This is a genomic window from Sphingopyxis terrae subsp. terrae NBRC 15098 (assembly GCF_001610975.1).
Lineage (GTDB): Bacteria > Pseudomonadota > Alphaproteobacteria > Sphingomonadales > Sphingomonadaceae > Sphingopyxis > Sphingopyxis terrae_A.
This window is the reverse complement of sequence record NZ_CP013342.1, coordinates 2,892,357-2,911,724: the sequence shown is the minus strand read 5'-3', so window position 1 is coordinate 2,911,724 and position 19,368 is coordinate 2,892,357. Positions and strand designations below refer to the sequence as shown.

General features: G+C 64.3%; 18 protein-coding genes and 1 tRNA gene. 9 read left to right on the top strand and 10 right to left on the bottom strand.

What is annotated here, in order from left to right:
* Nucleotides 1–50 precede the first annotated feature (50 nt).
* Genes AOA14_RS13860 through AOA14_RS13845 form a run of 4 tightly spaced genes read left to right on the top strand, consistent with a single transcriptional unit; the run spans nt 51 to nt 4,065 of the window.
* Nucleotides 51–1,157 (top strand): ABC transporter substrate-binding protein, encoded by a 1,107-nt coding sequence (locus AOA14_RS13860; RefSeq protein WP_003044614.1) that lies wholly within the window; start codon nt 51–53, stop codon nt 1,155–1,157.
* A 24-nt stretch (nt 1,158–1,181) separates the two neighbouring features.
* Complete coding sequence (locus AOA14_RS13855) at nt 1,182–2,087, top strand: ABC transporter permease (RefSeq protein WP_003044616.1); 906 nt, start codon at nt 1,182–1,184, stop codon at nt 2,085–2,087.
* The gene (locus AOA14_RS13850; RefSeq protein WP_062902216.1) at nt 2,087–2,932 is read left to right on the top strand and encodes an ABC transporter permease; all 846 of its coding nucleotides are present in this window, start codon (nt 2,087–2,089) and stop codon (nt 2,930–2,932) included. Before AOA14_RS13855 ends, AOA14_RS13850 begins: the two co-directional genes overlap by 1 nt.
* A gap of 2 nt (nt 2,933–2,934) precedes the next feature.
* Nucleotides 2,935–4,065: an ABC transporter ATP-binding protein gene (locus AOA14_RS13845; RefSeq protein ID WP_058813280.1), complete on the top strand. Its 1,131-nt coding sequence runs from the start codon at nt 2,935–2,937 to the stop codon at nt 4,063–4,065.
* Nucleotides 4,066–4,160: 95 nt separating this feature from the next.
* Here AOA14_RS13845 and AOA14_RS13840 read toward each other — a convergent pair whose 3' ends face one another.
* The 10 genes from AOA14_RS13840 to AOA14_RS13795 form a co-directional block, all read right to left on the bottom strand.
* A complete protein-coding gene (locus AOA14_RS13840; RefSeq protein WP_062766627.1) occupies nt 4,161–5,096 on the bottom strand; it encodes a DUF808 domain-containing protein in 936 nt (311 codons plus the stop codon).
* 138 nt (nt 5,097–5,234) lie between these two features.
* On the bottom strand, nt 5,235–6,608 hold the full coding sequence (locus tag AOA14_RS13835) for an aspartate aminotransferase family protein (protein ID WP_062766624.1): 1,374 nt from the start codon (nt 6,606–6,608) through the stop codon (nt 5,235–5,237).
* Between the two features lie 205 nt (nt 6,609–6,813).
* Complete coding sequence (locus tag AOA14_RS13830; RefSeq protein ID WP_062902215.1) at nt 6,814–7,554, bottom strand: gamma-glutamyl-gamma-aminobutyrate hydrolase family protein; 741 nt, start codon at nt 7,552–7,554, stop codon at nt 6,814–6,816.
* 45 nt (nt 7,555–7,599) lie between these two features.
* The gene (gene glk, locus AOA14_RS13825; RefSeq protein ID WP_062902214.1) at nt 7,600–8,571 is read right to left on the bottom strand and encodes a glucokinase; all 972 of its coding nucleotides are present in this window, start codon (nt 8,569–8,571) and stop codon (nt 7,600–7,602) included.
* Nucleotides 8,572–8,698: 127 nt separating this feature from the next.
* Nucleotides 8,699–8,775: transfer RNA gene (locus AOA14_RS13820), tRNA-Arg, on the bottom strand.
* Between the two features lie 44 nt (nt 8,776–8,819).
* Nucleotides 8,820–9,347: a DUF1254 domain-containing protein gene (locus tag AOA14_RS13815; RefSeq protein WP_062902213.1), complete on the bottom strand. Its 528-nt coding sequence runs from the start codon at nt 9,345–9,347 to the stop codon at nt 8,820–8,822.
* A gap of 1 nt (nt 9,348) precedes the next feature.
* Nucleotides 9,349–9,924, bottom strand: coding sequence for a DUF1214 domain-containing protein (locus AOA14_RS13810; protein ID WP_062902212.1), 576 nt, complete (start codon nt 9,922–9,924; stop codon nt 9,349–9,351).
* A 4-nt stretch (nt 9,925–9,928) separates the two neighbouring features.
* Nucleotides 9,929–12,589: a pyruvate, phosphate dikinase gene (ppdK, locus tag AOA14_RS13805; protein ID WP_062902211.1), complete on the bottom strand. Its 2,661-nt coding sequence runs from the start codon at nt 12,587–12,589 to the stop codon at nt 9,929–9,931.
* A 112-nt stretch (nt 12,590–12,701) separates the two neighbouring features.
* The gene (gene glyS / locus AOA14_RS13800; protein ID WP_062903174.1) at nt 12,702–14,948 is read right to left on the bottom strand and encodes a glycine--tRNA ligase subunit beta; all 2,247 of its coding nucleotides are present in this window, start codon (nt 14,946–14,948) and stop codon (nt 12,702–12,704) included.
* On the bottom strand, nt 14,945–15,826 hold the full coding sequence (locus AOA14_RS13795) for a glycine--tRNA ligase subunit alpha (protein WP_234180357.1): 882 nt from the start codon (nt 15,824–15,826) through the stop codon (nt 14,945–14,947). Before AOA14_RS13795 ends, glyS begins: the two co-directional genes overlap by 4 nt.
* Before the next feature lie 272 nt (nt 15,827–16,098).
* Here AOA14_RS13795 and AOA14_RS13790 point away from each other — a divergent pair, with 272 nt between their 5' ends.
* The 5 genes from AOA14_RS13790 to AOA14_RS13770 all read left to right on the top strand — a co-directional run bounded on the left by AOA14_RS13790 (nt 16,099) and on the right by AOA14_RS13770 (nt 19,342).
* Entirely contained in the window at nt 16,099–16,431 is a 333-nt protein-coding gene (locus AOA14_RS13790) for a UrcA family protein (RefSeq protein WP_062902209.1), read from the top strand.
* A gap of 202 nt (nt 16,432–16,633) precedes the next feature.
* The gene (locus AOA14_RS13785) at nt 16,634–16,840 is read left to right on the top strand and encodes a helix-turn-helix transcriptional regulator (RefSeq protein WP_003044644.1); all 207 of its coding nucleotides are present in this window, start codon (nt 16,634–16,636) and stop codon (nt 16,838–16,840) included.
* Nucleotides 16,837–17,457: a hypothetical protein gene (locus AOA14_RS13780; protein ID WP_238929665.1), complete on the top strand. Its 621-nt coding sequence runs from the start codon at nt 16,837–16,839 to the stop codon at nt 17,455–17,457. Before AOA14_RS13785 ends, AOA14_RS13780 begins: the two co-directional genes overlap by 4 nt.
* Before the next feature lie 50 nt (nt 17,458–17,507).
* The gene (locus AOA14_RS13775; RefSeq protein WP_062902208.1) at nt 17,508–18,443 is read left to right on the top strand and encodes a TraB/GumN family protein; all 936 of its coding nucleotides are present in this window, start codon (nt 17,508–17,510) and stop codon (nt 18,441–18,443) included.
* Nucleotides 18,440–19,342, top strand: a complete 903-nt coding sequence (locus tag AOA14_RS13770) for a TraB/GumN family protein (protein ID WP_062902207.1) — start codon at nt 18,440–18,442, stop codon at nt 19,340–19,342. Before AOA14_RS13775 ends, AOA14_RS13770 begins: the two co-directional genes overlap by 4 nt.
* The last annotated feature ends 26 nt before the right edge of the window (nt 19,343–19,368 follow it).

Genomic DNA, 19,368 nt, shown 5'->3' with positions numbered 1-19,368 from the left:
CAAGCCGACATTAATGAGTCAGCTTGCGGTCACAATCAGGGAGGCCCGCCATGGATTTGAACGAACTGCTCGCGCAGGGCCGCAATCGCCGCTCGCTGCTTCAGGCGATGGGCGTCGCCGCAATCGGGATCAGCTTCGGCGGCCTCGCCGCGTGCAGCAAGGGCAGCGACAAGAAGCTTGCCAACGGCGAAGAGGCGAAGCTCAACTTCTACAACTGGGACACCTATATCGGCGAAACGACGCTCGACGATTTCAAGGCGTCGACCGGCGTCGATGTCACGATGGACCTGTTCGACAGCAACGACACGCTGTTCGCGAAGTTCAAGGCGGGCAATCCCGGCTATGACGTCATCGTGCCGTCGAACGACTTTGTCGAACGCATGGCGCGCGCCGACATGCTGATGCCGCTCGATCATGCGCAGATCCCGAACATGAAGAATATCGACCCCAGCTTCCTGAACGTCGATTATGATCCGGGCCGCAAATTCTCGATGCCTTACACCTGGCTGGTTCTGGGTATCGGCTATCGCAAGTCGAAGGTGAAGACCGCGCCCGACAGCTGGAAGGTCCTGTTCGACAGCGACGAATATAAGGGCCGCATGGCCTGGCTGTCGGAGGCCGGCGACATGTTCCGCCTCTATGGCAAATATCTCGGCAAATCGGTCAATTCGCTGACGCCCGAAGATATTCAGACCATTTCGGCGATGATGATCAAACAAAAGCCCTATGTGAAGAAATTCCACGAGGATGACGGGCAGGATCTGCTGCTCAAGGGCGACGTCGATGTCGTGCTCGAATATAATGGCGACATCGCGCAGGCGATGACCGAGGATCCCGATCTCGATTTCGTCGTGCCGAAGGAAGGCAGCCAGCTCAATTCGGATACGCTGTGCATTCCGAAGGGCGCGCCGCACCCGAAGAACGCCCACGCCTTCATCAACTATATGCTCGATGCCGAGGTCGACAAGAAGATCACCGAAACGATCCTCTACCCGACCCCAAATGCCGCCGCGAAGGCGCTGATGCCCGACAGCTACAAGAACAATCCGGTCATCTTCCCGCCCGCGGACGTGCTCGCCAAGTGCGAATATGCGAAGTTCAACGAAAAGCTTCAGCCGCTCTACGAGGAAGCCTTTACGAAGGTGCGGGCGTCGTAACGGTCTGAAAGGGGCATCGGGGGGATGGCCGAGCAGGACTGGAAAGCGAACAAGCGGGTCTTCGCGGCGGTGTCGGTTCCGACCCTGCTATGGACCCTCCTGTTCTTCGTCATCCCGATGGCGATCGTCTGGTTCTACAGCTTCGGCGAGAACCGCGGCCTGACCGAGATCGAATTTTCGGGAACGCTCGAAAATTACAAGCGCGCGACCGAAATTCTCTATCTGTCGATCTTCGGCAAAAGCTTCGCGGTTGCAGCACTCGTTACGCTGATCTGCCTGATCGTGGGCTTTCCCGTGGCGATGGCGATCACCTTCGCGAGCGAGAAATGGCGGCCGTGGCTGCTGCTCGGCATCATGCTGCCCTTCTGGACCAATTTGCTGATCCGCACCTATGCGCTGATGATGCTGCTTGGCACCCAGGGCTTTGCCAACAAGGGCCTGGGCGCGCTGTGGGACGGTGCGAGCTGGCTCAAGACGCTCGTCGGGATGCAGCCGCTTCCGACATGGGAGCCCGTGCAACTGCTCTTCAACAATTTCGCGGTCGTCTTCGGGCTCGTCTACGTCCACCTGCCCTTCATGGTGCTGCCGCTCTATGCCGCGCTTGACCGGCTCGACCGCAGCCTGATCGAGGCGAGCCTCGACCTTGGCGCCGGGCATTTCCGCACGATCATGCGCATCGTCGTGCCGCTCGCCGCGCCGGGCATCGTCGCCGGCGTGATGATCACGCTGATCCCCGCGCTCGGCGCTTATCTCACGCCGGACCTGATGGGCGGGACCGACAGCCAGATGATCGCAAACGTTATCGAACGGCAGTTCAAGAAGGCGAACGACTGGCCGTTCGGCGCTGCGCTCTCTTTCATCCTCATCTATGCGATGTTCATCCTGATCGCGCTGCAATCGATGCGGCGCAAGGTGCCGGAGGCGCGCTGATGGCGATCTTTTCCCGCACCCCGCGCGCGCCGCTGGAATATAGCCGCACCCTGTGGATGCGGCTGTGGGTCGGCGCGGTCATGGTCTTTCTCTACGCTCCGCTGGTCGTGCTGATGATCTTCAGCTTCAACGACAGCAAGCGCAACGTCGTCTGGCGCGGCTTCACGCTCAAATATTATGACAAGGCGCTCGGCAACGACGTGCTGGTCGAAGCGCTCGTCAACTCGCTCACCATCGCGGCGCTCGCGACGCTTATCAGCCTGATCCTCGGCGCGGTCGCGGCGGTGATGCTCTGGCGTTTCCGCTTCCCGTTGAAGGGCGCGGTCGACGGAACGATTTCGCTGCCGATCATCGTTCCCGAAATCTGCATGGGCGTCGCCTTCCTGATCTTTTTCGCCAAATGGCTCGAATGGCCGACCGACCTGATCTGGCCCTTCAATCTCGGCGCGATCATCATTGCCCACATCACCTTCTGCTTTCCGTTCGTGACGATGGTCGTGCGATCGCGCCTCGCCACCTTCAACCGCGAGCAGGAGGAAGCGGCAAAGGACCTCGGCGCCGGCGAATGGGCGGTGGTCCGCGATGTGCTGATCCCGCACATGCGCCCGGCGCTGATCGCGGGCGCGCTGCTGTCCTTCACGCTCAGCCTCGACGATTTCGTCATCACCTATTTCACCAGCGGCCCCGACACGATCACCTTCCCGGTGAAGGTCTATTCGATGGTCCGCTTCTCGGTGACGCCCGAAGTCAACGCGGCATCGACGCTGCTCATCCTCCTCACCATCCTGCTCACCGCCGTCGCGCTGAAACTTCAGGGCGTCAAAGCCATTGCGGAAACCCACTGACCATGACCGACGCGCCCAAGCCGATCATCCAGATCCAGAATGTCTCCAAACGCTTCGGCAAGGTGACCGCGGTCGATAACGTCAGCCTCGACATCATGGCGGGCGAGTTCTTCGTGCTGCTCGGCCCGTCGGGCTGCGGCAAGACGACGCTGCTGCGCATGATCGCCGGCTTCGAATTGCCGACCGAGGGCCATATCCTGATCGACGGGCAGGACATGGCCGGTATCCCGCCGAACAAGCGGCCGGTGAACATGGTGTTCCAGAGCTATGCCGTCTTTCCGCACATGAGCGTCGCCGACAATGTCGCCTACGGCCTCAAGATCGCTGGCGTGCGCGGCGGCGAAGTCAAGGACCGCGTTGCCGAAGCGCTCGAGCTGGTAAAGCTCGGCGGCTTCGAAGACCGCATGCCCGACCAGATGTCGGGCGGCCAGCGGCAGCGCGTCGCGCTGGCGCGCAGCCTCATCATGCGGCCGAAGGTGCTGCTCCTCGACGAACCGCTGTCGGCGCTCGACGCCAAATTGCGCGCGCAGATGCAGTTCGAGCTCGCCGACCTGCAGGACCAGGTCGGCATCACCTTCGTCACCGTGACGCACGACCAGGATGAGGCGCTGTCGATGGCGAGCCGCATCGCGGTGATCAACAAGGGTGACGTGGCGCAGCTCGCCGGGCCTTCGGACCTGTACGAATATCCCGCCAATCGCTTCGTTGCCGATTTCGTCGGTTCGGTGAACATCTTCGAAGGCAAGCTGACGCTCGACGAACCCGATCGCGCCGCGGTCGATTGCCCCGGATTGGGGCGCGTCTATCTGAACCATGGCGTGACCGGCCCACATGGCGCCGACGTCTGGGTCGCGCTGCGGCCCGAGAAAATCTATCTGCACGTTCCGGGCGAAGGCAAAGCGGTGCGCGCCGCGGCGCAGGACGCCCCGGAGGGGCATAATTTCGCGCGCGGCACGATCAAGGGCATGAGCTATCTCGGCGATATCACCCTTTACGATATCGAACTCGAATCGGGTGCGCGGCTACGCGTGTCGCGCCCCAATCTGTCGCGTCACGACCAGGAGGATTTCACCTGGGACGACAAGGTCAGCATGCACTGGCGCGCCGACAGCCCGGTGGTGTTGCTGGGCTGACGGCAACCCTTGCACCATCGTCACCCCGGACTTGATCCGGGGTCCATGACTTCCGGTGCCGCGGTGGATCCCGGATCAAGTCCGGGATGACGAAATCAATGGGCCTTCTTGCCCGGCACGAAGTGCAGCACGCCGACGATCACGCTGCCGAGCAGCAATCCGAAGATGCCGTCGCCGGTCGCCTTGATGAGCCACGTCCAAAGCCCTTCGAGCGGCAGTCCGCCCGCGACCGAATGAGCCAGCAATTCGAGCGCTTCGGCAATACCGCCGATATGATATTCGTGCAGGCCGTGCAGCACGATCTGCCCGCCGACCCACAACATGGCGGCCGTGCCGATCGTCGCCAGCGCGGCCAGCAACTTCGGCATGAAATCGACGAGCCCGCGCCCGATCGCGCGGCGCGCCCTGTTGCCTTCCTTCGCCATGTGCAGACCGATATCGTCCATCTTCACGATCAACCCGACCACGCCATAGACCGCGATGGTAATCAGCACGGCAACGACGGCAAGCGTGGCGCCGCGCATCACGAGATGTTCGTCCAGCACTTCGTTGAGCGCGATCACCATGATTTCGGCCGACAGGATGAAGTCGGTGCGCACCGCGCCCTTCACCATCACTTCTTCATGATTGCGGTCGGCGACGATCTCGGCATCTTCCTCCAGGCTCGTCCTGTCTTTCTGCAGCGCGTGGATGACCTTTTCCGCGCCCTCGAAGCAGAGATAGGCGCCGCCCATCATCAACAGCGGCGTAATCGCCCAGGGCAGGAACGTCGACAGCAGCAACAGCGCCGGCAGGATCAGCACCAGCTTGTTGAACAGCGATCCCTTGGTGATCCGCCAGATGATCGGCAATTCGCGATCGGGCGTGAAGCCGGTGACGTAGCGCGGCGTCACCGCGGTATCGTCGACCACTACCCCTGCGGCCTTGGCGCCGGCCTTCGACGCCGCGGCGCCGACGTCGTCTATGCTCGCCGCCGCAACCTTGGCGATAGTGGCAACGTCATCGAGCAGCGCAAAAAGGCCGGATGGCATGGAGGTCGATCCTTTTACTGGACATATGCCCTCAACCCGCTCGTCCTGAGCGTGTCGAAGGACCGTTCTTCTCTTCACGTCTAAAGAAGAAAACAGTGCTTCGACAAGCTCAGCACGAACGGGAATGGCAAGAAATCGCTAGAGCGCCCGCAGCTTCGGCATCACCTCGTCGAGCGATTTGCGGATGATCGCCACCATCTCGTCGATCTGTTCGGTGGTGATGACCAGCGGCGGGCACATGACGAGGCTGTCGCGGATACCGCGGACCATCAGTCCGTTTGCAATGCACGCGTCGCGCGCCATCGGGCCGGCGGTCCCTTCGGCGCCGCCGAACCGCGCGCGCGTTTCCTTGTCGGCGACGATCTCGACCGCGCCGAGCAGGCCGATCGAGCGCGTTTCACCGACGAGCGGATGATCGTCCAGCGTCGCAAGCGCTTTCGCCAGATGCGGCCCCGTAACGCTGCCGGTGCGTTCGACCAGCCCTTCGCGTTCGATGATCTCGATATTCTTGAGCGCGACTGCCGCAGCGACCGGATGGCCCGAATAGGTAAAGCCGTGGACGAAATCGCCGCCGGTCTTGAGCACGTCGACGACATGGCTCGCCACCGCTGTCGCCGAGATCGGAAGGTAGCCCGACGAAAGCCCCTTCGCCATCGGCATCAGGTCGGGGGTGAAACCCATGGTTTCATGCCCCCACATCTTCCCGGTGCGCCCGAAGCCGCAGATGACTTCGTCGGCCACGAGCAGCAGGCCATATTTGCGCACCACCGCCTCGACCTTCGGCCAATAGCCCTTCGGCGGGATGATGACCCCACCGGCGCCCTGAACCGGCTCGCCGATGAAGGCGGCGCAATTTTCGGGACCGACTTCCAGAATCTTGTCCTCGATCGCAGCCACGCAGGCATCGCAGAATTCCTCCTCGGTCATCCCCTGCCCTTCGCCGTAGAAATAGGGCTGGCGGACATGTTCGACGCCGGGAATAGGCAGGTCGCCCTGCGCGTGCATGGCCTTCATCCCGCCGAGCGATACGCCCGCGACGGTCGAACCATGATAGGCATTCCAGCGGCTGATGAAGACGGTCCGTTTTGGCTCGCCCTTCAGTTTCCAATAATGGCGCACCATGCGGAACACCGTGTCGTTCGCCTCGCTGCCCGAGGCGTTGAAAAAGATGTGCGGCAGGCGCCCGCCGGTGAGCTGGGCGATCTTGGCCGCGAGCGTCACGGTCGGCGGCGTCGCGGTCTTGAAGAAAGTATTATAGAAGGGCAGCTCGCGCATCTGCGCCGCCGCGGCCTCAACCAGTTCCTCGCGGCCATAGCCGACATTGACGCACCAGAGGCCCGCCATGCCGTCAAGGATACGGTGGCCGTCGCCATCGACGATCGTGCAGCCTTCGGCATGGGTGATGATGCGGCTGCCGCCGAGTTTTTCGATTTCGGCCCAGTCGGCCTGCGCGGGAAGATGATGCGCGACGTCGAGGCGGCGCAGTTCGGCGATGTCGTGATTACGGGGCATGTTTCTGATCCTGAAATTCCCCTCCCGCAGGTGGGAGGGGTTGGGGGTGGGCACGCGCGAAGCGCGCTCCGAAGGACGAGAGGATGGACGTTCGCCTGTGGCTCACCCCACCCCCGCCCCCTCCCGCCAGCGGGAGGGGCGTTCTTCAATCAGGGCGAAAAGCTGATCCGCGCGAGATAGCGATCATATCGGGTGACGCGGCGGTTCATAGTTCGCCTCTTAACGCGCGACCAAGGAGGTGGAAATAGGTCTGGCTCTGCTCATCGCCGTCGGCGGCCCATTCGGGGTGCCATTGCACCGCAAGCAGCGGCGCCCCGTTCGGCCGCGCGCTATAGGCCTCGACCAGTCCGTCGGGTGCACGCGCTTCGACCTCCAGGCTGTCGGCGAGCGCGCCGATGCCCTGATAATGAACCGAATTGACCTCTAGCGAGGGCGCGGCATAGGCCGACGCAAGCAGGCCGCCTTCGACGAGATCGACCTTGTGCCGATGATCGAACATCGCGTCGAAAGCGGCATCGTCGGGCGCGTGATGGTGCAGCAGTTCGTCGCTCGCCGACGTGTCGCGGCGCAGCGTTCCGCCCAACGCCACGTTGATTTCCTGAAAACCCCGGCAGATGCCGAACAGCGGGCGCTGCGCGGCGACCGTCGCTTCGACAAGCTCGATCATCATCCGGTCGCGATCGGGGTCGAACGGCCCCTCGCCTTCCGCCGGATCGCCATAGAGCGCCGGCGCGACATTCGACGGCGTTCCGGTGAGCAGCACGCCGTCGAGCCGCCCGACGATCTCGCGCGCGTGCATATGGTCGGGAAGCGACGGGATGATGAGCGCCGCGCAATCGGCGTAGCGCATCGCGGCGGTCGCATAGCGGTTGATCACCGTTTGCGCGACCTCTGTCCCGACGGTGCGGTTGCAGGCGATAATACCGAGGACGGGGCGCGCGGACATGCCCCCTTGCTGCCGCCTTTTGCGTCCTCGCGCCAGCGGATTTTTTCAGCGATGCTGGCGCGCGAATGCTGCGGCGGCGCCGAAAAGGCCGGGCTGCGGATGGGTGATCAATTTGACCGGGATCGCCGCCATGAAATTCTCGAAGCGCCCCTTGGCGACGAAGCGCTCGGGGAAGCCCGACCGGACGAGCTGGTCGCGGATACGCAGGCCAAGCCCCCCCGCGATCACGACGCCGCTGGCGCCCTGTGCAAGCGCAAGGTCGCCTGCAACGCTGCCGAGCGACAGACAGAAGCGATCCGCAGCCGCAGCCGCCAGCGCATCCTCGCCGCTCATCGCCGCTGCCCATATCGTGCGGTCATCGAGCGGAGTGATCGCGCGTCCTTCCATGCTCGCCAGCGTTTCATAAATATCGACGATGCCGGGACCGGATACGATACGCTCTACCGACACGCGGCGATGGCGTTTGCGCAGCCGCGCGAGGATGGCATCCTCGATGCTGTCGAGCGGCGCGAAATCGACATGTCCGCCTTCGGTCGCCTGGACGCGATAGTCGGTCCCATCGCGCCATACATGCGCGACGCCAAGCCCGGTCCCGGGGCCGATAACGCTGACCGTTCCCTTCGCGGGAAGTGGCTCGTCCGGGCCTGTCAGCCGCTCGAAATATTGCGCCTCGGCCTGCGCGACCGCATGACCGACAGCCTCGAAATCATTGACCAGCGTATAGCGGTCGACATTCAGCTTCTCGCCGATCAGCGCCGGGCGAATGATCCAGGGATTGTTGGTGAAGCGAATGATCTCGCCACGCGTCGGCCCCGCGATCGCAATGGCGACGGCGCGCGGGAGCGCACCGCCCTGCCGCCGCTCGAAATCCTGCCAGGCGGTCTGAAAGCTGGCGTGATCCTTTGTATGCAGCGTCGTTTCGGGCCCGAGCGAAACAACGCGGCCGGCCGCCACCTCGGCGATCGCGAAACGGGCGTGCGTGCCGCCGATATCGACCGTGACGATGGCTTCGCTCATGACTCTCCCTCGCCGGTCCATCATGGCCGGATCGCGTCCGGAATGTCGCAGGCCCGGCAGCGATGCAACAGGGCATAGCTATGCACGGTCGCGTCCGCGAAGCCTGAATTTCGATGGCAAAGGGAAATGGCGCACCCGGAACGATTCGAACGTCCGACCCTCAGATTCGTAGTCTGATGCTCTATCCAGCTGAGCTACGGGTGCGTGGAGCGGTGCCTTTAGGAGCAGTCGGCGGGGCGTGCAACCCCCTATTTCGACTTTGTGACGGTTCGACAGGTCGATTGGCGGCGAATTGCGTCGAGCGACCCGATTTCCGCAGGATCCTTCAGCAGCAGGCGAATCAGCGCAATCCCGCGATCGTGGCCGACGCGCACCACTTCGGCGCCCGGCGGCACCACCTGCCCTTCGCGCGCGACGATGATTCGATAGGGTTTTCCGCCCGCTTCGACGTCATTGCGAACGAAGGCGACGTCGGTCGCGGCATCGAAGATGCTGAGCGAAGAATAGCGCCCCGGGACCGGCACGACCATAATCTCGAGCGGCCCCGCCGCAAGGTCGAACGGACAGCTGGAATAGGCAAGATCGGGGCTCGGCCGCACGACAGGCTGGCGCGCGGGCGTCGCGAGCGGTCCCTGCGACATCTGATTGATGCCGCCGCGTCCAAGCCGGTCCATCGCGATCTTCATCATGCCATAGGGGATGGCGGCGATGGCCGCATAGCCGACCGCGAACGCGACGATCAGCCCGAAAGCGAGCGGTCCGATCCAGCGGCGCATGTCAGCACCCCTCCTTGACGATCGCGGGCAGCGCGGCCGCCGATGGCGCGGCGCGGACGCCTGCGCCCGGATTGTACATGCGCAGCGTCAGGTCGAACGGCTGCCCCTTGATCCCGGGAAGCCAGGCGCCATCGGCGGGCCGGTCGGGCGCTATGGTGACGTGCCATTCGCCCTTGTCGTCGAGCGGGACACCGGCGCCGTTGACCGACCAGATATTCGCGGGATTGGCGACCAGATAGCCTTTGGCGTCATAGACGGTCACGCTCCACCAGCGCGCATCGAGCGGCTTTCCCGACAGACGGTAGCGGCAATTGCCGTCAAGCCGCGCGCCCGAGGCGTCGGTGCGCGCCATCCAGTAGAGCGTCTCCTTTGCCGGCAGCGCGAGCAGCCCCGACCGCGCGACCATCGCGCGCGTCAGCGGATCGGTCGCCTTCGTCCCATAGCCGAGCGACGTCGTCCACGGGCCGTTGCGGATCGCGCCATCGCCGAGCCCGCCACGGGTCAGACCCCAGGCGCCGCCGAGCCCCACCGCTATCCCGCCCACCAGGGTGATCGCATAGCGGTGCCAGCTCTTCATGGCGTCATCCCCTCTTCAGCGCCGCCTGTGCTGCTGCCAGACGTGCGATGGGCACACGGTAGGGCGAGGCGCTGACATAGTCGAGCCCGGTCTGTTCGCAGAAGTGGATGCTCGGCGCATCGCCGCCATGCTCGCCGCAAATGCCCATCTTGATCCCCGCGCGGGCACCACGGCCGCGCTCGGCCGCGATCTCGATCAGCTGTCCGACACCTTCGACGTCAAGGCTGACGAACGGATCGGTCAAGAAGATGCCCTTGTCGACATATTGCGTCAGGAAGCGGCCGGCGTCGTCGCGGCTGATACCGATCGTCGTCTGGGTCAGGTCATTGGTGCCGAAGCTGAAGAATTCGGCCGTTTCCGCGATTTCGCCCGCCATCAGCGCGGCGCGCGGCAGCTCGATCATCGTGCCGACAAGATAGGCGATCTCGCGCCCCTTTTCGGCGAACACCGCCTTTGCCTGCGCGTCAACGACCGCCTTCATCAGATCGAATTCGCGGCGCGTCGCGACCAGCGGGATCATCACCTCGGGGATCGGGGCCGCGCCGGTTTCGGCAGCGACGTCGCACGCCGCCTCGAAGATCGCGCGCGCCTGCATCTCGTAGATTTCGGGGTAAGTGACGCCAAGGCGGCAACCGCGGTGACCGAGCATCGGGTTGAATTCATGGAGTTCGTTCGCCCGCGCCTTCAGCGCCTCGACCCCCACCCCTGCCGCGGCGGCGACATCGGCAAAATCCTCCTCGCGCGTCGGCAGAAATTCGTGCAGCGGCGGGTCAAGCAGCCGGATCGTGACCGGTAGTCCCGCCATCACACCGAAGATCGCGGCAAAGTCGCCGCGCTGTTCGGGCAGCAGCTTGGCGAGCGCGGCGCGGCGGCCGTCCTCGCTGTCGGCCAGGATCATCTCGCGCACCGCGGTGATCCGCGCGGCGTCGAAGAACATATGCTCGGTGCGGCAAAGCCCGATACCCTCGGCGCCGAAATCGCGCGCGACCTGCGCGTCGGCGGGGGTTTCGGCGTTGGTGCGCACCTTCATGCGGCGCACCTTGTCTGCCCAGCCCATCAGCGTGCCGAAATCGCCGACCAGTTCGGGCTGGAGCGTCGGAACCTCACCCGCCATCACTTCGCCGGTCGACCCGTCGAGCGTGATGACATCGCCTTCGCGAAGCTCGCGCCCCGCGACGCGCAGCACGCGCGCATTGCCGTCGATCGCCAGCCCGCCGGCGCCCGAGACGCAGGGGCGCCCCATGCCGCGCGCAACCACCGCCGCGTGGCTCGTCATCCCGCCGCGCGCGGTCAGGATGCCCTTGGCGGCGTGCATGCCGTGGATATCCTCAGGGCTGGTTTCGACGCGGACGAGGATCACCGCCTCACCCATGCCCGCCGCCTTTTCGGCGCTGTCGGCATCGAACATGATCTTGCCCGATGCGGCGCCGGGGCTGGCGGGCAGACCCTTGGTCAGCACGTCGCGCGGCGCCTTGGGATCGAGCGTCGGGTGGAGCAGTTGGTCGAGCGCGCCCGGATCGACGCGGCCGACCGCTTCCTCTTCGGAAATCAGCCCTTCGGCCGCCATTTCGACGGCGATGCGCAGCGCCGCCTTGGCGGTGCGCTTGCCGCTGCGCGTCTGCAGCATCCACAGCGTTCCGCGTTCGACGGTGAATTCGATATCCTGCATGTCGCGGTAATGGGTTTCGAGCGTGTCGAAGACGCGGCCCAATTCCCCGAAGGTTTCGGGCATCGCCTCTTCCATCGACAGCGGCTTGGCCCCCGCCTTTTCGCGCGCGATCTTCGTCAGATATTGCGGGGTGCGGATGCCGGCGACGACGTCCTCGCCCTGCGCATTGATCAGCCATTCGCCGTACCACGCACGCTCGCCGGTCGCGGGATCGCGCGTGAAGGCAACGCCGGTCGCCGATGTGTCGCCCATATTGCCGAACACCATCGCCTGCACATTGACCGCGGTGCCCCATTCGCCGGGGATCGAGTTCAGGCGGCGATAGACTTTCGCACGGTCGCTTTCCCAGCTGGCGAAGACGGCGCCGATCGCGCCCCACAGCTGATCCTTCGGTTCCTGCGGGAAGGGTGCGCCGGTCTCGCGCTCGACGATCGCCTGATATTCCTTGACGAGCGCCTGCCAGTCTTCGGCCGACATCTCCGTATCGAGGAAAAAGCCCTTGTCTTCCTTAGCGATTTCCAGCGCTTCCTCGAACTCGGCATGGTCCAGGCCCATGACGACGTCGGCATACATCTGGATGAAGCGGCGATAGCTGTCCCACGCGAAACGCGGGTCGCCCGAGGCTTCGGAAAGCCCCGCAACGGTCGCATCGTTGAGCCCGAGGTTGAGGACGGTGTCCATCATCCCCGGCATCGACACGCGCGCGCCCGACCGGACCGAGACGAGCAACGGGTTCGCCGCATCGCCGAACCGCTTGCCGGTGATCCCCTCGATATGTGCGATGCCGCTTTCGACGTCCGCGGTCAGGCCGTCGGGAAACGCTTCGCCATTGGCGTAATAGGCGGTGCAGACGTCGGTGGTGATCGTAAAGCCCGGCGGGACCGGCAGGCCGATCGACGCCATTTCGGCAAGGTTCGATCCCTTGCCACCCAGCAATTCCTTCGAACGCTCGGCCGTCGTGGCCGCGCCGCCGAACAAATGCACCATCTTCGTCATGTCTTACTCCTGCTGCCCCGGGGAGGAGGTCGCGGCTGGATAGGTATGCAATCGCGGTTGGTCGATTCAGTTTTACTTCGTTCGTTATAAGCTCTGGCGGATAGCCGGCGCGTCAGCCCTCGATCGTCGAGAAATCGGCAACGCCATGCACCGCGCCGGTAAAGCGCGACAGCAGGCCGAGCCGATAGGCGCGGACCGCTTCGTCGGGATCGTTGACCATCACGCCGTCGAAAAAGGCGTCGATCGGCGCGCGCAGGCTGGCGAGCGCCGCCATGGCGTCGGTAAAGCGTTCGTCAGCGACGGCGGCGGACGCCGCAGGCTCAGCCGCATCAAGCGCGGCGAGCAACGCCTTGTCCACATCCGTCGCCCCCGCGAAGGCGGAGGCCGTTATCGTGGGAGCAGTGCCGCCAGCGGTCCCCGCCTGCGCGGGGACAACGTCTTTTTCCGCTTGCTTCAATATATTCGCCGCGCGCTTGTAGCCCGCAAGCAGATTGGCGCCGTCCTCGGTCGCCATAAACGCCTGCAACGCCTTCACGCGCGCGAGCAGCCGAACAAGATCATCCTCGCCGCCGAGCGCAAACACCGCGTCGATCAGGTCGTGACGAACACCGGCTTCGCGTTGTTGAACTTTGAGGCGGTCGGCCACAAAGTTCATCATTTCACCGGATACGGTGACGGCCCGATCAAACGCCTCTGCCGCCAATGCGTCTATATTCGGCAAAAGGTGCGTCTCTTTATAATCTTCAATTGGCTGACCAGATGAAGCCAATCCAGCAGCAACCAACGCGCCTTCAATCGCATTGGCATGCTGAGCGTGCTCCTTACCGATGCGCCCGGCGACAACCCGCCCCACCGACCATTTCATGGCATCCTGCAATGAGAAACGAAGCCCGTTTGCGAGAACGATAGATGCGATACCAATTACTGACCGCCGCAATGCAAATGGGTCTTTTGAGCCGGTGGGCCGTTCGTCGATCGCAAAAAAGCCACCGAAGCTATCCAACTTGTCCGCCAGCGCCACGGCCACCGTCACCGGCGCCGTCGGCACATCGTCGCCCTGCCCGACCGGCTTGTAATGGTCGCGGATCGCGTCGGCGACCGAATCGGGCAGGCCTTCGGCACGGGCGTAATAGCCGCCCATCAGGCCCTGCAATTCGGGGAATTCGCCGACCATTTCAGTGACGAGGTCGGCCTTCGCCAGTTCGGCCGCCTGCCGCGCGAACGCGGGGTCGCAGTTCGGGACGATGCCTTCGCTTGCCAACCATTCGGCGAGCTTCGCGACGCGCTCGACCTTGTCGGCAACGGTGCCGAGCTTTTCGTGGAAGGTGATGTTCGCGAGCTTTTCGGCATGCTGCGCAAGCGTCTTTTTCTGGTCCTGTTCCCAGAAGAAGCGCGCATCCGAAAGCCGCGCCGCCAGCACTTTGCGGTTGCCTGCAACGATCTCCGCGCCGCCGTCCTTGGCGTCGATGTTCGCGGTGCAGACGAAGCCGTTGGCAAGCTTGCCGTCCTTGCCGTTCACGACGAAATATTTCTGGTTCACGCGCGCGGTAAGCTGGATGACCTCGGGCGGTACCTCCAGAAACGCTTCATCGAAGCGGCCGAGCAAGGGCACCGGCCATTCGGTGAGGCCGGCATTCTCGATCACCAGCCCCTCGTCCTCGACAAGGCTCAGCCCGGCGTCGGCCGCGGCCTTGGCGGCGCCATCGCGAACGATCGCCTGCCGCTCCTCATGGTCGACGATGACGTGGCAGGCGCGCAGCTTTTCGGCATAATCCGCCGCCGATCCGATGGTGATTTCGCCGGGGCAATGAAAGCGGTGGCCGCGCGTCACGAAGCCGCTGGCGATCCCGCCGATTTCGCACGGCACCAATTCGTCGCCGAAGATCGCGACGATCCCCGACAGCGGGCGCACCCAGCGCAGGCTTTCGCTGCTTGCGCTTTCCTTGCCCCAGCGCATCGACTTGGGCCAGGTAAAGCCGCGGACGATCGCGGGGATCGCCTCGGCGAGCACCTCGGCCGTCGCACGGCCGGGCTTGTCGATGACGGCGAAGTAAACGCCATCGCGATCTTCGAGTTGATCCTGCGTCAACCCGGTCTTGCGGAGGAAGCCTTCGAGCGCCTGCGGCGGCGCGCTGCTGCGCGGCCCTTTGATTTCCTCGCTGACCGCAGCGGTCGCTTGCGGAAGCCCCTTTGCGATCAGCGCAAGTCGGCGCGGGGTCGACCAGATGGTCAGATCGCCGACGTCGATGCCCGCCGCTGCCATCTGCGCGCGGAACAGCTTTTCCAGCTCGGCACGCGCGCCCGCCTGCATCCGGGCGGGGATTTCCTCGCTGCGCAGTTCGAGAAGAAAGTCGGTCACAGCGTCCACCCCGGATATTTTTCGGTCCAGCGCTCAGACTGGCTGTCGATCCACGCCTTGCAGCTGCCCTTCGCGAGGTCGCGGACGCGCGCCATATAATTGGCGCGTTCCTGCACGCTGATCACGCCGCGCGCTTGCAAGAGGTTGAACAAATGGCTCGCCTCGATCGCCTGGTCGTACGCAGCAAGCGGCACATTCGCCGCAATCGCGCGCTTGCATTCGTCTTCGGCCGCCTTGAACCCCGCGAACAGCGTATCGGTGTCGGCAACCTCGAAATTCCATTTCGAGAATTGGCGCTCGTTTTCGAGGAAGACATCGCCATAGCTCAAACCCGGCACGTCGCCGACGGGGTCGGAAAACCTGAGGTCGTACACATTGTCGACATTCTGGATATACATGGCGAGGCGTTCGAGCCCATAGGTCAGCTCGCCCGCGACGGGTTTGCAGTCGAAGCCGCCCATCTGCTGAAAATAAGTGAACTGGGTGACTTCCATCCCGTCGCACCAGACTTCCCAGCCCAGCCCCCATGCGCCGAGCGTCGGCGATTCCCAGTCATCCTCGACGAACCGGATATCGTGGAGCAGCGGATCGATGCCGATCGCGGCCAGGCTGCCGAGATATTGCTCCTGCAGGTCGGCGGGCGACGGCTTCAGGATCACCTGATACTGATAATAATGCTGAAGGCGGTTCGGGTTCTCGCCATAGCGGCCGTCGGTCGGGCGACGGCTCGGCTGGACATAGGCGACATTCCACGGCTCCGGCCCCAGGCTGCGCAGCGTGGTCGCCGGGTGAAACGTCCCTGCCCCCACCCGCATGTCATAGGGCTGCAGGATCGCACAGCCCCGCGCGCTCCAATAATCGTGAAGCGTCAGGATCATGTCCTGAAAGCTGAGTGGTTTCTTTTCTGCCGTATCGGCCACGAGTCCACATCTTTCGCAGGTGCAACAATCGCCGCCGCCCTTGGCGCAGCGGGCGCGCAGGGTCAAGGCTCGGCACCATTTGGTCGCCGATCAAATCGCGCACCCTGTCACGGTCACAAAACTTTTTGTCATGTGTTGTTGACATGGTCAGCGAATCGCGACATATAGTCATGCATACCTGACATGAAGACAGGTTGACGTGACCAAGACATCACCCAAGGAGACCCATCATGATCGCTCGCACCACCATCCTCGCCCTCTCGCTCGCTCTGGTCGGCACGCCCGCGCTCGCTGCGACCGCCGATGAAGCGCCCACCGCCACCGTCCGCATCGACGACCTCAAGCTCACCAGCGCCAAGGGACGCGAGCGGCTGGAATCGCGCGTTCACAGCGCTGCCCGCCAGATTTGCGCTACCTCGGCTCGCGGTCTTGCCGCGCGCAATTCGGAAAATGCCTGCATGGCGACTGCCCTCGCCGCCGCAAAGCCGCAGATTGAACGCGCCATTGCCCGCGCCGACGGCGGTACCCAGCTGGCGCTGCTGATGATCAAGCCCGGCCGCTGATCCCCTCCATCGGGCTTCGTCCGCGTCGATGCTCCCCGGTGTCGGCAGGCGACTTGAGCTGGAGCGCGGCCCGACGCGGCGGCGCTCCAGCCTCTTGATCCCGAAAATCCCCGCGGGCGGGCATCGCGTTTCGATCGGCTGACAAAAGGATAGCGATTGTGACTATATGCAGGCCCGAAGGGATCCTATTGGCGAGGCGCCGATGAACAACAAACTGAAAGTCCTCCGCGCAATGCGCAATTGGAGCCAAGCCGAACTGGCCGACCGGCTCGACGTGTCGCGGCAGGCAGTAAATGCAATCGAGACAGGGAAATACGACCCGTCTTTACCGCTCGCTTTCAAGCTGGCCCGACTATTCGAAATGCCGATCGAAGAGATTTTCGACGACGGTTTTGCAGGACAGGAATGATGACGAACATGCCGAAGGAACGCCGCGCCGGTCCCGGTTATCTGTGGCCGGTTGCCATCATCATGATCGCCGGAGCCGTTGCCGGCGCTTTCGCCGGTAATAGCGACGGCCTGGCCGAAACCGGCGGCCAGCCGTTGCCGACATGGGCGGGCCCGGTGGCGGCGCTCGTCCTCGCACTGGCCGGTATGGCGCTCTATATCCGCCTGAACCGCGAAGCCTGGGCCGGCTGGTCGCCGCGCAAGCGCCTCTATTGGGTGACGATGGTCGCGTCGATGAGCCTTGGCGCGGGGGTTGCGCTGACCCTCCAGGTTGCGCAGGGGTCCGGCGATCTGGCAAGCGACGCGCCCTTGACTCCCGCAACGGCGATCATCGTCTCGGCGATCTGGGTTGTCGGGATGAGCGTCGCCAGCCTCTTCTATTTCCGCGCAGTCGACGATCATGAACGCCACGCCTATTATCTGGGAAGCGTCGCCGGCTTCCATGCCTTTGTGATCGCCTGCCCCGTGTGGTGGGTCGCCGCCCGCGCGAGCCTCGCGCCGCCGGTCGATGCCATGGCGCTCTTTGTCCTGACGCTCGCCGTCAACCTGATCGTCTATCTCTGGTTCAAATATCGTTGATTATCAGCGAACCTCTTGCCCCTCCCCTTTTTGAAACGAAAGCAGGCCCGATGACCTCCTTCTTCCGCAAACTTGCGCTGAGCTGCGCGATCATTCCCCTCGCCCAATGCGCGGTCGTGCCGGGACACAATAGCGCCGCGGCGCAGGAAGCTGCCGCGCCCGCGGCGGCAACGACGACCGCGATCAAACCCGCGCTGTGGGCGGTGAAGGACGACGACACCACCGTCTATCTGTTCGGCACCGTGCATGTGCTAAAGCCCGGATTGAGCTGGTTCGACGGCGCCGTGAAAGACGCGTTCGACAAATCGGACGAACTCAAACTCGAACTCGTGCTGCCCGAAGATCAGAATGAAGTGGCGAAGGAAACGATGGCGCTGGCATTGGACCAGAGCGGAACGGCGCTTTCTGCGCGGCTCGATCCGGCAGCGCTTGCGGCCTATCAGGCGGCGATGACCAGCCTGGGCCTGCCGCCCGCCAGCTTCGACGGCTTCAAGCCGTGGTTTGCGGGGATCACCCTGTCGGTGCTGCCGCTGACCAAAATAGGCTACAACCCCGAAGAGGGCGCCGAAAAGCAGTTGAGCAATGCGGCAAAGGCGGCCGCCAAGCCGATCTCCGGGTTCGAAACGCTCAGCGAACAGCTCGGCTTTTTCGATGCCCTGCCCATGTCCAGCCAGATCGCCTTCCTCAACGTCATGGTCAAGGATCTCGACAAGCTGGGGCCGCAGCTCGACACGATGGTCGGGCAATGGGGGGCCGGCGATCCGGCTGCGCTCGCCGAAACGATGAACGAGGGGCTTGCCGAAACGCCCGACGTCGCCAAAACCCTGCTGTGGGACCGCAACGCGCGCTGGGCCGAGCAGATCGAGGCGCGCATGGCGCAGCCGGGCACCATTTTCGTCGCGGTCGGCGCGGGCCATCTGGCGGGAGCAAAGAGCGTGCAGGACTATCTCAAGGAGCGCGGGTTGAAGGTGACGCGCATCCAGTGAGGCAGCGGGGCGCCCTTGCCTTTCGGTCCTGGGGTCGCCGCGCCGCGGCGGCCCTTTTGCCGTTGCTGCTGCTCGCCTGCAAAGCTGCGACGCCAGTTACCGAAGCGCATCCGGCGATGTGGCTGGTCGAAGACGCCGACACGCGCATCTTCCTGCTCGGCTCGATGCACGCGCTTCCCGCCGGCACGCGCTGGGACGGCGGGAAGGTCGGCGCGGCGATTGCGGCGGCCGACGAATTGGTCCTCGAACTGGCGCCCGATCAGCTTGCAGCAGCGGGCGACGTGTTCCGCGAACTTGCACCGCGCAGCGCGCCACTGGCGATGGAGCGCCGGCTCGATCCGGCAGCGCTTGCCGCCTATCGCAAGATAGAAGGCGCGGGCAGCGGTTTCGGCGGCGATGCGCTCGACGACTGGGCAATCCTGGTGCTGATGGGCCAGCGTGTCGCGCAGCAGGCCGATTTGTCGCCCGAAAATGGCGTCGAAGCCCGGCTGACGCAGCGCTTTTCCGACGCCGGAAAGCCGATCGGCGGGCTGGAGACGGCGCGGGGGCAGTTGACGCTGTTCGAAACGCTCGACGCCGCAACGCAGCGCCGCCTGCTGACGCGCGCGCTCGCCAATTCGGCAAGCGGCGTCGCCGACGTGAAGGCGATGAACGCCGCCTGGGCGCGCGGCGACGTCGCCGCACTCGAAAAGGTGGTGAACGAGGATGTCGACGCGGTCCCGGCCGCGCGCGCCGCGATCATCACCGATCGCAACCGGCGCTGGACCAAGTGGGTGGAGCAGCGCATGGCGAAACCCGGCACGGTGCTGATCGCGGTCGGTGCGGGACATCTGGTGGGCGCTGACGGCGTTCCCGCCGCTCTGGAAGCGGCCGGATACCGGGTGGTGCGGGTGCAATAGCCCGGCGGCAAGACGGGATGCGATAC

Bases quoted from the DNA above. Each gene is read 5' to 3' on its own strand.
- ppdK (WP_062902211.1), bottom strand. From the start codon at position 12,589: ATGACGAAGATGGTGCATTTGTTCGGCGGCGCGGCCACGACGGCCGAG.
- AOA14_RS13855 (WP_003044616.1), top strand. From the start codon at position 1,182: ATGGCCGAGCAGGACTGGAAAGCGAACAAGCGGGTCTTCGCGGCGGTG.
- AOA14_RS13790 (WP_062902209.1), top strand. From the start codon at position 16,099: ATGATCGCTCGCACCACCATCCTCGCCCTCTCGCTCGCTCTGGTCGGC.
- AOA14_RS13815 (WP_062902213.1), bottom strand. From the start codon at position 9,347: ATGCGCCGCTGGATCGGACCGCTCGCTTTCGGGCTGATCGTCGCGTTC.
- AOA14_RS13845 (WP_058813280.1), top strand. From the start codon at position 2,935: ATGACCGACGCGCCCAAGCCGATCATCCAGATCCAGAATGTCTCCAAA.
- AOA14_RS13795 (WP_234180357.1), bottom strand. From the start codon at position 15,826: ATGATCCTGACGCTTCACGATTATTGGAGCGCGCGGGGCTGTGCGATC.
- AOA14_RS13850 (WP_062902216.1), top strand. From the start codon at position 2,087: ATGGCGATCTTTTCCCGCACCCCGCGCGCGCCGCTGGAATATAGCCGC.
- AOA14_RS13860 (WP_003044614.1), top strand. From the start codon at position 51: ATGGATTTGAACGAACTGCTCGCGCAGGGCCGCAATCGCCGCTCGCTG.
- AOA14_RS13780 (WP_238929665.1), top strand. From the start codon at position 16,837: ATGATGACGAACATGCCGAAGGAACGCCGCGCCGGTCCCGGTTATCTG.
- AOA14_RS13785 (WP_003044644.1), top strand. From the start codon at position 16,634: ATGAACAACAAACTGAAAGTCCTCCGCGCAATGCGCAATTGGAGCCAA.
- glk (WP_062902214.1), bottom strand. From the start codon at position 8,571: ATGAGCGAAGCCATCGTCACGGTCGATATCGGCGGCACGCACGCCCGT.
- AOA14_RS13810 (WP_062902212.1), bottom strand. From the start codon at position 9,924: ATGAAGAGCTGGCACCGCTATGCGATCACCCTGGTGGGCGGGATAGCG.
- AOA14_RS13835 (WP_062766624.1), bottom strand. From the start codon at position 6,608: ATGCCCCGTAATCACGACATCGCCGAACTGCGCCGCCTCGACGTCGCG.
- AOA14_RS13775 (WP_062902208.1), top strand. From the start codon at position 17,508: ATGACCTCCTTCTTCCGCAAACTTGCGCTGAGCTGCGCGATCATTCCC.
- AOA14_RS13840 (WP_062766627.1), bottom strand. From the start codon at position 5,096: ATGCCATCCGGCCTTTTTGCGCTGCTCGATGACGTTGCCACTATCGCC.
- AOA14_RS13830 (WP_062902215.1), bottom strand. From the start codon at position 7,554: ATGTCCGCGCGCCCCGTCCTCGGTATTATCGCCTGCAACCGCACCGTC.